At 64.2% G+C, this 12,787-nt stretch carries 10 protein-coding genes and 1 pseudogene; 5 read left to right on the top strand and 6 right to left on the bottom strand.

The window, feature by feature from the left end:
* The first annotated feature begins 305 nt into the window (after positions 1–305).
* Together FOM02_RS39340 and FOM02_RS39335 are read left to right on the top strand one after the other, a co-directional pair.
* Positions 306–521 (top strand): hypothetical protein, encoded by a 216-nt coding sequence (locus tag FOM02_RS39340; protein WP_028146188.1) that lies wholly within the window; start codon positions 306–308, stop codon positions 519–521.
* A 938-nt stretch (positions 522–1,459) separates the two neighbouring features.
* Positions 1,460–1,641 (top strand): annotated as a pseudogene (locus FOM02_RS39335) (IS5/IS1182 family transposase); the annotation flags it as partial.
* Positions 1,642–1,760: 119 nt separating this feature from the next.
* Here FOM02_RS39335 and FOM02_RS39330 read toward each other — a convergent pair.
* The 5 genes from FOM02_RS39330 to FOM02_RS39310 all read right to left on the bottom strand — a co-directional run bounded on the left by FOM02_RS39330 (position 1,761) and on the right by FOM02_RS39310 (position 7,269).
* Entirely contained in the window at positions 1,761–1,952 is a 192-nt protein-coding gene (locus tag FOM02_RS39330; RefSeq protein ID WP_265441001.1) for a hypothetical protein, read from the bottom strand.
* 155 nt (positions 1,953–2,107) lie between these two features.
* A complete protein-coding gene (locus tag FOM02_RS39325) occupies positions 2,108–4,222 on the bottom strand; it encodes an acetate--CoA ligase family protein (protein WP_027565005.1) in 2,115 nt (704 codons plus the stop codon).
* Between the two features lie 187 nt (positions 4,223–4,409).
* Complete coding sequence (locus tag FOM02_RS39320) at positions 4,410–5,159, bottom strand: hypothetical protein (protein ID WP_027565006.1); 750 nt, start codon at positions 5,157–5,159, stop codon at positions 4,410–4,412.
* A 2-nt stretch (positions 5,160–5,161) separates the two neighbouring features.
* The gene (locus FOM02_RS39315; protein WP_265441000.1) at positions 5,162–5,950 is read right to left on the bottom strand and encodes an enoyl-CoA hydratase; all 789 of its coding nucleotides are present in this window, start codon (positions 5,948–5,950) and stop codon (positions 5,162–5,164) included.
* 110 nt (positions 5,951–6,060) lie between these two features.
* Complete coding sequence (locus FOM02_RS39310) at positions 6,061–7,269, bottom strand: ABC transporter substrate-binding protein (protein WP_027565008.1); 1,209 nt, start codon at positions 7,267–7,269, stop codon at positions 6,061–6,063.
* Positions 7,270–7,666: 397 nt separating this feature from the next.
* Here FOM02_RS39310 and FOM02_RS39305 point away from each other — a divergent pair, with 397 nt between their 5' ends.
* Both FOM02_RS39305 and FOM02_RS39300 read left to right on the top strand, forming a co-directional pair.
* On the top strand, positions 7,667–8,437 hold the full coding sequence (locus FOM02_RS39305) for a thermonuclease family protein (protein WP_084335131.1): 771 nt from the start codon (positions 7,667–7,669) through the stop codon (positions 8,435–8,437).
* A 131-nt stretch (positions 8,438–8,568) separates the two neighbouring features.
* Positions 8,569–9,960 (top strand): M48 family metalloprotease, encoded by a 1,392-nt coding sequence (locus FOM02_RS39300; protein ID WP_028146479.1) that lies wholly within the window; start codon positions 8,569–8,571, stop codon positions 9,958–9,960.
* 151 nt (positions 9,961–10,111) lie between these two features.
* Here the strand turns inward: FOM02_RS39300 and FOM02_RS39295 are convergent, their stop codons facing one another.
* Positions 10,112–11,446, bottom strand: a complete 1,335-nt coding sequence (locus tag FOM02_RS39295; protein ID WP_027565010.1) for an MFS transporter — start codon at positions 11,444–11,446, stop codon at positions 10,112–10,114.
* A 180-nt stretch (positions 11,447–11,626) separates the two neighbouring features.
* Between FOM02_RS39295 and cyoA the strand changes: the two genes are divergently transcribed.
* Positions 11,627–12,787 (top strand): ubiquinol oxidase subunit II, encoded by a 1,161-nt coding sequence (gene cyoA / locus FOM02_RS39290; protein ID WP_027565011.1) that lies wholly within the window; start codon positions 11,627–11,629, stop codon positions 12,785–12,787.

Genomic DNA, 12,787 nt, shown 5'->3' with positions numbered 1-12,787 from the left:
TTTGTTGCGCTGAATGGGCGTTGCGTCGCGCTCAATTCTTACACGTGGTGCCTGAGACAGCCAGATCCGTTCGAGACATGCGAGAGTCCATGCCACATGAATCAGAACAGAAGCGCCGTGGGAGCAAATGTCGCACACGGCATTTATCCAACGGGCCATATCGTCGCTAAAGCTGATTGCCACGCCGGGCCCCCCGTGATTTCTGTCACAGATAGAAAAACCGTCCTCCAGTATCAACACGCGTAGTGAGGCACTGGCTTGCTTTGAGCTGGATGTTGTTCACCCGCAAACCTGAGGATGGAATCATGAATGAAGTGCGTGAACTGATCGATATGGAACTCGACGCGGTGTCTGGTGGGGGACTCTTCGACGTGAGCAACTTGTCCGGCAATATCGTCGTACAGCCGCAGATTGCTACGCAGGTCGGTGTTGCCGTCGGCGGCTTCAGCGTCTTCGGCAATGGAGGCAACGCAAACCTCACACAGCTGCTCGCTCAGGCGAACGTCAGCTCGATCGGCTAAGTCCAGGATGCCCGCACACTCCCGGCCGCTCCCGGGGGGTGCGGGTACAATTCGCTCACTGTAAGGTGCCCGTTACCAAGGTGTTCCGCCATCGGCTGAACGCCTTCGGGCCACCAAGGCTGATAAATCCCGCAACGTAATCGGACACATCCCGCTGTCAGATCTTATGACCCGCCGATCCGGGAGTGGCGTCAGCCTGCATCCGAGCTCCTCTCTCCATTCCCCACGGTTAGCCTCCAAGAGCCGACCATCCATGAATCATTGAGAAATCGGTTCGGGAATCGCTTTTGTGATCGCCGACCAACAGCCTGCATAAAGTAGCGTTAGGCCATGAATTCATAAAGCCGGTGGCTTGGCGCACCGAAATTGATGGCCGTCTTGCTGTCCTAAAGCGACGCGGTTGCTGCGCGGCAGCGAAATGAAGCGGTGGTCCGTGACCGGCATCATCCGCATGGCATTTGATCGGATCGGCGTGCTGTCGTCGTACAGTCTCCTTCAATAAAAGGTCTTCCCGTTGGTGAAAGGACCAAGGAATCGGTTGTCAGCAGCTTGATTGAACCGTCTATTGGCCGCGGCGCCGGACGAGCAAGACGGCCGGCGATACAGCGGAGAGCGGGCCGAATGCTACGGCCAAAACCCTCCCTGGTAGATCTCAGTGAGTATCGGATCCGCCCAACGCGTTCGCGGAATTGAGTGCTGGCACACCGTGCGGCCGGACTTCCAATCCGTCGCCGCGGGCAGGTTCGTATCAATTCCGATCGCCTGACCGCTGAAGCTAGCGGCGGCGATAGCAATGTACGATGCGACATCAATCGTTCCATCCGATAGGTTCGCAGAAATTGTTGCGTCGGTTTGAGAGGATCACGATCTTCATAGGCCGATGTCCTGCGCCTGCTGTCACAACCAAGCAAGTGCTGCTGCGGTGGCCACGACATCGAGTCGGAGAACTCGCCATCAGGAACGGCGCCTGGCCAGCATCCCTGCGGAAAGCAGTCCATGCGTCTACCGAGCCCGCAATATCGATGAACGCGTCTTCAACAGGATCGAGCAATGTCGTCGGATCGCAACGCGCTTCGACAGCCTTGCGGTCAACTGCCTCGCATACGTTCAGCTCGCGTCAGAGTTCTCGCTCTGCGCTATGAGACCAGGCCCCCGGGTTATGAAGGTGTCTGAGACAGTCAGGTTCGTTCGAGCGATATCGCAGCCAAGGCTGCCACTGTGGAGCGTGCGTGATTCTTCTCACAGATAGAAAGGCAACCATCCGGTAAGAACACGGGCAGTGAGGCGCTGGTTTGCTTTGAGCCAGATGTCGATCACAGCAACAAGAGGGAAGACATGATTGAAGCGTGTGAATTGATCGATATGGAACTCGACGCCGTGTCTGGCGGGTTCTTCGACCTGAGCAATCTGTCCAACACCCGCCCAACCCATCCTGACAGACTTCCAAGACACAGGGACCCATAACCACAGGGAGGAGTTGCGGCGCGAAAGCGATAACCCCGAGTCCCCGTAACCACATCTTCCCTGGGGTTATGGGTCCCGGATCGGCGCTTCGCTTGTCCGGGACGACAGCTGCGCCCTGCACGCTACTTCCGCCCCACGACCAGCGCATCGACGATCGTCACGCCCTGGCCTTCGGCGTGCACCAGCACCGGGTTGAGTTCGATCTCCGCGATCTCCTGCGCATGCCGTGCGGCGAGCACGGAGATATCGGCGATCAACTGCGATAGCGCCGACACATCCGCTCTTGCCGCTCCGCGAAATCCATTCAACAGCGGCGCGGCTTTCAGGCCCGCCAGCATTGCGCCCGCCTCCTCTGCGCTGACAGGCGCCGGGCGATAGACGACGTCGCGGAACAACTCCGTGGTGATGCCGCCGAGGCCGACCATGACCATCGGGCCAAAGGTCGTGTCCGTCATGGTGCCGACGATGATCTCGACGCCGCGCTTGGCCATCGGGCCGACGAGCACGCCCTGGAGCGTCGCCTCCGGCTTTTGCTTGCGCGCATTGGCCAGCAACGCCTCGAATGCCAGAAACACTTCGCCCTTGGTGCTGATGTTGACGCGCACGCCGCCGACTTCGCTCTTGTGCGCGATATCGGGCGACTGGATCTTCATCACCAGCGGAAAGCCGATTCTGGCGACCGCATCGTCGAGCTCGGTCTTGTCCTTCACAAGCACCTCGTCCGGCAGCTCGATGCCGGCGGCGCGAAGCAGCGCCTTGCTGTCGGCCTCGGACAGAGTGCGCGATGCCAAATGGGCGGAGAGATCGCGCGCCGGCAGCCGCGTCTCGTCCGTGGGCTTCGGCAGGCTGAATTTTGCGTAATCGACGAGCTGCCGCATCGCGACGCCGACATGGGTGAGCCCCGAGAGCACGACGACGCCGGATTTGGCGAGCTCGCGGCGCGCGAAGTCGGACGGCACCGTGTAGGAATAGAACACCACCGGCTTCTTCTGCGCCGCCAGCACCGGCGTCAGCTCCTCCTCCTTGAAGGGCTTGCGCACCTCGCTCGACAGCGACAGCACGACCAGGATCGCATCGACCTCGTTGGAGACAGTCAGCAGATCGACGCTCTTTTGCAAGCCGCCGGAGGTGACGCCTTGCGCGGTGACATCGATAGGGTTGCGCGCGGTGCCGTAGGACGGCATCAGCGTCTTGATCTCCGTCTGGATCCGTTCGGACAATTCGGGGACCTGCAGGCCGCGCAGCGCCACCGCGTCGGCGCCCCAGATACCGGCGCCGCCGGAGACGGTGACCACCGCGACGCGATCGCCTTGCGGCAGCGGATTGCTCGCCAGCACCGCCGCGATCGTCAGCGCCTCGTCGAGATCGTTCGAGACGATGAACCCGTACCTCGCGAACACGGCGTCGTAAGCCGCTGACCATCCCGCCATGCTTGCGGTGTGCGAGGCCGCGGCGCGCATCCCGGCGCCGGAGCGGCCGACTTTCGTGACGATGACGGGCTTCTTCATCTCCCCGGCGCGCCGCGCGGCCGCGAGGAATTTTTCGACGTCGCGGATGCCCTCGATGAACAACAGGATCACATCGGTCGCGGCGTCCTGCACCAGGTAGTCCAGGAACTCGCCGGCGCCGAGATCGGATTCGTTACCGGCGCTGACGACGTAGCTCACGGCGATGCCGAGCGCCTTGGCACGATGATAATACGCAAAGCCGATGCCGCCGCTCTGCGCGACGATGCCGATCCGCTTCGTCGTGGCGACCAGCGGCACCACATCAGGCTTGACGTCCACCGCGGGGCTGAAGGTCGCGGCGACGCGCTGCACCTGACTGAAAAAGCCCTCGGCGTTGGGGCCTGATATCCGCATGCCGGTGCGCCTCGCCAGCGCCGCGATCGCATCCTGCATCGCCGCGCTGTCGCCGCCTTCTTCCGCAAAACCGGAGGAGATGATGACGGCGTTCTTCACGCCGGCGGCGGCGCATTGCTCGAGCGCGGGAAGGACCGCGCGGGCGGGAATGATGATGACGGCGAGATCGATCGGCGCGCCGATCTCCGCGATCGATTTGTAGCAGGCGAGCCCGTCGATCTCGGTATAGTTCGGGTTCACCGGATAGATTTTGCCGGGATACTCGTTCTTGCGCAGCATCGACAGGAGCCGCCCCGGGATCTTCTCGTGATCGCGCGAGGCGCCGATCAGCGCGATGCTTGCGGGGGCAAAGAAGCTGTCGAGCGGATGCGGCATGGCGTAACCCCTTCTTGTTCTTCTTTGCATCCGCAGCACCGTTATCCGTCATCCTGAGGTGCGAGGCGCGCGGTGCAACGCACCGTGCGGGGAGCCTCGAAGGATGAACGGCCCCGCCGGTGGCCGTCGCCCTTCGAGGCTCGCCGAAGAGGCGAGCACCTCAGGGTGACGGATCACTACGAGGGAATCAACTCACGCGGAACGTCACGCCGCCCAGCAAAAACTCATTGCCCGCCACTGCCAGCCCCTTCGCCTTGGCCGCATGCAGCACGCTTGCGATGTCGACCACCCGGAACTCCAGCGCGCTCATGATCTCGCTGGCGCCCTTGACGAAGCGGAAGGTGGCGTTGGGCAGCTTCAATTCGGCCTTGCCATTCGGCGCAACGCCGGTGATCTTGCCCCAGTGCTCCGCCAGCCCCTGCGGATCAGGGCTCTGCATCTCCACCGCAGTCAGCGCCTCGGTGACATCCTTGCGGATGAACTTTTGCCAGCCCGGCCCGGCCGGCGGGTACGGACCCAAGTTGTCATCGCTGCCTTCGGTGTGGTTGAACTCGATGAAGGCGGCGCGGCAGTCGCGGGGGTGGAGCTGGACGCCGTGATAGGGCGCGTGGTCAATCACATTGGCGGTGCGCACGCCAAGCGCATCGGCGTTGCGGCCGCGCTCGTCCGGATCGTCGCAGCAGAAGATCGCCATGTAGCCGCCGCGGCCGCCGGTCTTCTCGATAAAGCGGCCGGCCGCGGTGCCGCCCTTTAACGGCGCCACCACCTCCAGCAGGATCGTGTCGACCGGGAGCAGCGCGTTCTCCAGGCCGTATTTGGCGACGTTGCCGTCGCGATAGCAGACAGAAAGGCCCATGATCTCCGCGATATCCGCGATCACGGGCGCGAGCTGCGGCGCGACGAGGCAGATCTGCCGCAGCCGCATATAGGGCGCCATCGTCATGCGCCCTTGAAGGTCGGCTTGCGCTTCTCGACGAAGGCCTTTGCGGCCTCCTTGTGGTCCTCGGTGTCGCCGCAGCGGGTGTGGTGGATCGCCTCGCCATCGAAGCAATCTTCCAGCGCCAGATGCTCGGCATTGTTGATGTTGCGCTTGATGAAGCCGAGCGCGATCGAGGGACCCTGCGCCAGCGACCGCGCGAGCTCGTGCGCGGCGGTATCGATCTCGGCATCGGGCACGACCTTCGTCACCATGCCGATCGCGTGCGCTTCCTTCGCGGTGAGAACCGGCGACATCAGATAGAGCTCGCGCGCCCGCGCGCTGCCGAGCAGCCGGGTCAGGAAATAGGTGCCGCCGTAATCGCCGGAGAAGCCAACTTTTGCGAAGGCGGTCGTGATCTTGCAGGACTCGCTGGCGATGCGCAGGTCGCAGGACAACGCCATCGACAGGCCGGCGCCGGCCGCGGCGCCGTCGAGCTGCGCCACCACGGGCTTCGGCATCTGGTGCAGGATGCGCGAGACTTCCATGCCGCGGCGCAGGTTCGCAAGCTTCTGCTCGAACGGCAGCGGCGCGCGGCCGGCCGCCATCGACTTGACGTCGCCGCCGACACAGAACGAGCCGCCCGCGCCCTTGAACAGCACCGCGCGCACCTCGGGATCGTCAGCCGCGCGCCGCGCCGCCTCGACGAGGCCGGCCACCATTTCGGGATTGAGCGCGTTCTTCCGCTCCGGGCGATTCATGGTGATGGTGAGCAGCCCGCCTTCGAGCTTTTGCAGGACCATGTCGTTCATGGGAGGCCTCCCTTGTTGTTGTTTTGAGCGTCGTTCCGGGGCTCGCGAAGCGAGTAGAACCTCGAGATCCCGGGTTCGCGCTTACGCGCGCCCCGGGATGACGCTTCGCGTCACTTCTTCACCAGCGGGCAGCGCGACTGCTCCAGCGACTGGAACGCTTCGCTGCCGGGCACGGTGGCGAGTAGCTTGTAATCGTCCCAGCGGCCCTTGGATTCCGACGGCTTCTTCACCTCGAACAGGTACATGTCGTGGACCATGCGGCCGTCCTCGCGGATCTTGCCGTTATGAGCGAAGAAGTCGTTGATCGGCGTCTCCTTCATCACCTTCATGACCGCGGCGGCGTCGGTCGTACCCGCCGCCTTCACCGCCTTCAGATAGTGCGTGACGGAGGAATAGACGCCGGCCTGTGCCGAGGTCGGCGGCCGCTTAACGCGCTCTTGAAAGCGCTTCGAGAAAGCGCGCGTCTCGTCGTTCATGTCCCAGTAGAAGGCCTCGGCCAGCAGCAGGCCCTGTGCGGTCTCGAGCCCGATCGAATCGATGTCGGTGACGAAAGCGAGCAGCGGCGACAGTTTCTGACCACCCTTGGTGATGCCGAACTCGGCGGCCTGCTTGATCGCGTTCACGGTGTCGCCACCGGCATTGGCGAGGCCGATCACCTTGGCCTTGGAGGACTGCGCCTGGAGCAGGAACGACGAGAAGTCCGACGTGTTGAGCGGATGGCGCACGCTGCCGAGCACCTTGCCGCCGGTCTTGGTCACGACGGCGCTGGTGTCCTTCTCCAGATCCTGACCGAAGGCATAGTCGGCGGTGAGGAAGAACCAGGTGTCGAGGCCCGACTTCACGGCCGCGAGGCCGGTGACGTTGGCCTGGCCGAACGTGTCGAACACGTAATGGATGGTGTAGGGACCGCAGGCCTCGTTGGTGAGACGGATCGAGCCCGGGCCGTTGAACATGATGATCTTGTTGCGCGCTTTCGCGATCTCGCCCGCGGCAAGCGCGGTCGCGGAGGCCGCGACGTCGTAGATCATCTCGACACCCTGATTGTCGATCATGTCGCGCGCGATGTTGGCGGACAGGTCGGCCTTGTTGAGATGGTCGGCGGCGAGCACCTGGATCTTGCGTCCCAGCACCTCGCCGCCGAAATCCTCCACCGCCATCTTGGCCGCGGTCTCGCTGCCGGGGCCGGTGATGTCGGCATAGAGGCTCGACATGTCGAGGATGCCGCCGATCTTCAGCGGCGGCTTGTCCTGGGCTTGCGCGGCGGCGCTCGCGCTCAGGGCAAACGCGGCGGCAAAAATGCCGGACAAAATATGCTTCATGGAAAATGACCTCCCGTTATCGCGCCGTTGCTCTTATGGCGGCTTGGTTATTTGCTGTTGTCGCGATCATGCCGCATGCGCGACAGCGCAGCAAGCGCGGGGACGTTGCGCGCGCATGATTGCCACCCATGTTTTCCGCAAAGCGGAATGGCTGGAAGACGCAAGATGTTTCCGCGTTGTCATTGCGAGCGAAGCAAGGCGATGCGTGAGGCCATGACGTAGCATCACGCGAACTGCCGTAGGGTGGGCAAAGGCGCACTCTTCGCGCCGTGCCCACGAGCCGGCGCCACGAACCACAGACGTGGGCACGCTTCGCTTTGCCCACCCTACGAGTGCCCCTTCGTCGTTCGCTACGTTTGAGTTAAGATGATCGCGTAACGCAACCTCTCCGGGTCACGTGACGCGACTGCTTCATCCCATCGTCGCATTTTTTCTCGTCGCGGGTGACACGGCGCTCGCCGCGCCGTGCCAATTCGATACGCTGGGCGAGGGCCGCGTCGCCGCGATTACCGATGTGCGCAGCGTGCGTCTTGACGACGGACGCGAGGTCCGCCTCTCCGGAATCGAGGCGACGGCGAAGACCAAGCAGGCGCTGACATCGCTGCTCGCCGGCCGCGACGTGGTCCTGCGCGGCAATGACGACACGCCCGACCGCTACGGCCGGCAGGGCGCACTCATGTTCATCGGCGAAAACGACATCTCCGTGCAGGCCATGTTGCTTGCCCAGGGCGACGCCATCGTCTCCGCCGAGATCACGGACAAGGACTGCGCCGCGGCCCTGATGGCGTCGGAGGCCGAGGCCCGGCGCCAAAAAATGGGCAGTTGGGCTGACCCGTCGGCCATAAAAAACGCGGAAAGTTCGGACGATATTTTGGCCAGGATCGGGCGCTTTATGGTGGTCGAGGGCAAAGTCCTGTCGGTCCGGCAAGCTGGGGCAACGACCTACCTCAACTTCGGACGGAACTGGACACGCGGCTTTGCCGTGACTATTTCAAAGCGCGCGTTACCGACCTTCGAGGGCGCGGGGATCGCCCTTAAGTCCCTGGAGAATAAACGGATTCGAGTCCGGGGCTGGATTGAGGGAACGACGGGGCCGCGTATCGACGTGCGTCTCTTGGGACAGGTTGAATTGCTGGGCGCAAACGAGCCTACTGGGGTAAGGCCTTAACGGCCGGGCACGGGTTAATCGACGTGAATGGGGTGCTAGAACGGCACGGACGAGGTGATTGCCGCCGCCTGCGGGCTGCGCCGGCCGCGCTTTGCCTTGCGCTGGGCGGCCTTCTCGCCGGTTGCGGCGACATGAACCGGTTCCAGACCGCGGCCGCCCCGCCGACCGTTGCGCTACCCAAGCCGAAGCCGGCCGTCGCGCAGACCCCCGCCACCGAAAAGGAGCACGAGCGCATCCTGGCGAGCTATGGCGGCACCTATGACGACCCCAGGCTCGAATCGCTCGTCAGCAAGACCGTCGACCGGCTGGTCGCGGCGTCCGACCGCCCCGACCAGGGCTACAAGGTCACCATCCTCAATTCCGGCGCGGTGAACGCGTTCGCGCTGCCGAATGGCCAGCTCTATGTCACGCGCGGCCTGCTTGCGCTCGCGAGCGACACCTCGGAATTGTCCTCCGTGCTCAGCCACGAGATGGCGCATGTGCTGTCCAAGCACGCCGCGATGCGCGAGGACCAGGCGCGCCAGGCCGCGATCGTCACCCGCGTCGTCACCGACATGAGCAACGATCCCGATCTCACCGCGCTCGCGCTCGCCAAAACCAAGCTCACCATGGCGAGCTTCTCGCGCAATCAGGAGTTCGAGGCCGACGGCATCGGCGTCGGCATTTCCGCCAAGGCGCATTTCGACCCCTATGGTGCGGCACGCTTCCTCTCGGCGATGGAGCGCAATGCCGAGCTGAAGGCCGGCAAGACCTCGCTCGATCCGCGCGCGCAGGATTTCACCTCGTCGCATCCGGCAACGCCGGAGCGCGTGCAGAATGCGCAGACCATCGCGCGGCAATATTCTGCGCCCGAGGGCGCTGAGCGCGACCGCGAGAGCTATCTCGCCGCCATCGACAACCTCGTTTATGGCGAAGATCCCAGCGAAGGTTTCGTCCGCGGCCGCAGATTCCTGCATCCGAAACTCGGCTTCACCTTCCAGGCGCCTGACAATTTCACGCTCGACAACACCGCGCAGGCGGTGATCGGCGTGCGCGACGGCGGCTCGCAGGCGATGCGCTTCGACGTCGTGCGTGTGCCGGCCGAGCAGTCGCTCGGCGATTACCTCAATTCGGGCTGGATGGAGGGCGTCGAGAAGGCTTCGACCGAGGACATCACGATTAACGGTTTTCCGGCCGCCTCCGTCACCGCCAAGGGCGACCAGTGGCAGTTCAAGGTCTACGCGCTGCGGTTCGGCAGCGACGTCTACCGCTTCATCTTCGCGGCCCGGCAGAAATCGACCGAGAGCGAGCGCAACGCCCGCGAGACCGTCAACTCATTCCGCCGCCTGACGCTCGACGAGATCCAGGCCGCGCGTCCGCTGCGCATCAAGGTCATCACGGTGCAGCCGGGCGACACCGTGGAATCGCTGTCCCACCGCATGGCCGGCGTCGATCATCCCGCCGAGCGGTTCCGCGTGCTGAACGGGCTCGATCGCACCGCGCAGGTGAAGGTGCGCGACCGCGTGAAGATCGTGGCGGATTGACGCGCGCTAAGCGCAGACCGGGGATCTCGAGCTACAAATCTCGCTGCCGTAGGGTGGGCAAAGCGAAGCGTGCCCACCATTCTTGCGCGCAATCATTGAGAGGTGGTGGGCACGGCGCTGCGCGCCTTTGCCCACCCCACCAGGCTCGAGCTTACGAGCTGGAGCCCGCGTCCATATCGCCGGCCTCGCGCTGGCCGCTGAGCCAGAGCGCAAGCAAGGTCCAGAACGCGCCTGACAGCAGATACGCACCCGAGGCGATGACGCCGAGATTGGTGGCGAGCAGCAGCGCGACCAGCGGCGCGAAGCCGGCGCCGAACAGCCAGGCCATGTCGGAGGTCAGCGCCGAGGCGGTGTAGCGATAGGCCTGCCTGAAATTCGAGGCGATCGCGCCCGAGGATTGGCCGAACGACAGGCCGAGCAGGATGAAGCCGATCACCATGTAGATGGTCTCGCCGAACGCGCCGGCGTCGAGCAGCTGCGGAGCAAAACCGCTGTAGATCGCGATCGCGATCGCCGATCCCATCAGCAGCGATTTGCGTCCGACGCGGTCGGCGATCACGCCCGAGGCCACGATCGCGGCGACGCCGAACACGGCGGCGACGATCTCGATGATCAGGAAGCGCACCGGGCTCTCGCGGGTGAACAGGAACACCCAGGACAGCGGAAACACCGTGACCATGTGGAACAGTGCGAAGCTCGCCAGCGGCGCGAAGGCGCCGAGCATGATGTTCTGGCCTTCGCGCGCGACCGTCTCGGAGATTCGCGAGGGCTGGAGCTCGCGGGTCTCGAACAGCGAGGCGTATTCCTCGGTCGTCACCATGCGCAGGCGGGCGAACAGCGCCACGACGTTGATGGCGAAGGCGACGAAGAACGGATAGCGCCAGCCCCAGTCGAAGAAATCGTCGGCCGACAGGTTGCCCGCGAAATAGGCGAACAGCGCGCTCGCCACGATCAGCCCGAGCGGGGCGCCGAGCTGCGGCACCATCGCGTACCAGCCGCGCTTGGAGGGCGGCGCGTTCAGCGCCAGCAGCGAAGCCATGCCGTCCCAGGCGCCGCCCCAGGCCAGACCCTGCGCGATGCGCGCCAGTGCCAGCAGCCAGATCGCGGCGACGCCGATGTCGTGATAGCCGGGCAGGAACGCGAGCGCGACGGTGGCGGTGCCGAGCAGGAACAGCGCCGAGACCAGCTTGGCGGTTTTGCCGTAGCTGCGATCGACGGTCATGAAAATCACGGTGCCGATCGGCCGGGCCATGAAGGCCAGCGCGAAGATCATGAAGGAATAGAGCGTGCCGGTCAGCTCGCTCGTGAACGGGAAGACCAGGCGCGGGAACACGATCACCGAGGCGATCGCGAACACGAAGAAGTCGAAGAATTCCGAGGTGCGGCCGATGATGACGCCGATGGCGATCTCGCCGGGACTGGCCTGGTCGTGGCCGTGCTCGCCCGAGTGGAGGTCTGCCATTGCGGGGGTCTGTGCCGTCGCCATTCGTGCGCCCTTAACGTCCTGAAAACCAAAGCCGACCGCCCGGCGAACGCCAGGCAATCTGGACCTGTCTGACCCAACATCCCGCACTGCAACATTGGACAAATTGTCCAATGTCCGGATTGTTGCGCCGCAGCTACCCGTTGGCCCCGCAAAGGAAACTCATTCTCAAAGGCTCGGCCCGTGTCTCGTCTCAAGATCCTGGCGCTACTACCCCTGGCAGTCGCGCTCAGCGGCTGCAACTACGTCGTGCTGGCGCCAGCCGGCGACATCGCTGCCCAGCAGCGCGACCTCGTCATCATCTCCACCGTCCTGATGCTCCTGATCGTCGTCCCCGTGATGGCGCTGACGGTGCTTTTCGCCTGGCGCTACCGCCAGTCCAACGCCTCGGCCCGCTACGAGCCGGAATGGGACCACTCGACCAAGCTCGAGCTGGTGATCTGGTCGGCGCCACTTCTGATCATCGTTTGCCTTGGCGCGCTGACCTGGATGGGCACGCATCTGCTCGACCCCTATCGCACGCTCGGCCGCATCAAGGCGGAGCAGGCCATCGACCAGTCCAAGGCTCCGCTCGAGGTCGACGTCGTCGCGCTCGATTGGAAGTGGCTCTTCATCTATCCGGACTATGGCATCGCCACCGTCAACGATCTGGCCGCGCCGGTCGATCGTCCGATCAACTTCCGCATCACCGCCTCCTCGGTGATGAACTCGTTCTACATCCCCGCGCTCGCCGGCCAGATCTACGCGATGCCGGGCATGGAGACCAAGCTCCACGCCGTGGTGAACCACGCCGGCACCTACAAGGGCTTTTCGGCGAACTACAGCGGCGCCGGATTCTCCGGCATGCACTTCAACTTCCAGGGCCTCGACGACAAGGGCTTCGATGCCTGGGTCGCGCAGGCCAAATCGGCCGGCGGCTCGCTCGGCCGCGCTGAATATCTTCAGCTCGAGAAGCCCAGCGAGAACGAGCCGGTGCGCCGCTACGGCACCGTCGATGCCGATCTCTATCGCCTGATCCTCAACATGTGCGTCGAGACCGGCAAGATGTGCCAGAGCGAGATGATGGCGATCGACGCCAAGGGCGGCAACGGCCATGAGGGCCTGAACAACACCCTGCCGCTCACCTACGACAAGTACGCCCGCCGCGGCACGCCGTTCGGACCCGAGCCGACCTTCGTCGCCGGCACCTGCACGCCGGAAGCGCCGCAGGGCCAGAGCACCGCGTCGATCAAGGCCCCCCTCGACACCGCGCCGCTGCTTGGCGCCGGCCTGAAGCGGCCGATCTTCGCGCCGCTGAAGTCCTCGTCCTTCTTCCTCGGACAGCGTCCGAAGTCAGACTCCTAA

It is taken from the genome of Bradyrhizobium sp. SEMIA (assembly GCF_014844175.1).
Taxonomy (GTDB): domain Bacteria; phylum Pseudomonadota; class Alphaproteobacteria; order Rhizobiales; family Xanthobacteraceae; genus Bradyrhizobium; species Bradyrhizobium arachidis.
This window is presented reverse-complemented; position numbering and strand designations above follow the sequence as displayed.

What these genes read in the sequence shown, in the direction of transcription:
- FOM02_RS39340 (WP_028146188.1), top strand. Translation starts at nt 306, where the DNA reads ATGAATGAAGTGCGTGAACTGATCGATATGGAACTCGACGCGGTGTCT.
- FOM02_RS39330 (WP_265441001.1), bottom strand. Translation starts at nt 1,952, where the DNA reads ATGGGTTGGGCGGGTGTTGGACAGATTGCTCAGGTCGAAGAACCCGCC.
- FOM02_RS39325 (WP_027565005.1), bottom strand. Translation starts at nt 4,222, where the DNA reads ATGCCGCATCCGCTCGACAGCTTCTTTGCCCCCGCAAGCATCGCGCTG.
- FOM02_RS39320 (WP_027565006.1), bottom strand. Translation starts at nt 5,159, where the DNA reads ATGGCGCCCTATATGCGGCTGCGGCAGATCTGCCTCGTCGCGCCGCAG.
- FOM02_RS39315 (WP_265441000.1), bottom strand. Translation starts at nt 5,950, where the DNA reads ATGAACGACATGGTCCTGCAAAAGCTCGAAGGCGGGCTGCTCACCATC.
- FOM02_RS39310 (WP_027565008.1), bottom strand. Translation starts at nt 7,269, where the DNA reads ATGAAGCATATTTTGTCCGGCATTTTTGCCGCCGCGTTTGCCCTGAGC.
- FOM02_RS39300 (WP_028146479.1), top strand. Translation starts at nt 8,569, where the DNA reads ATGAACCGGTTCCAGACCGCGGCCGCCCCGCCGACCGTTGCGCTACCC.
- FOM02_RS39295 (WP_027565010.1), bottom strand. Translation starts at nt 11,446, where the DNA reads ATGGCGACGGCACAGACCCCCGCAATGGCAGACCTCCACTCGGGCGAG.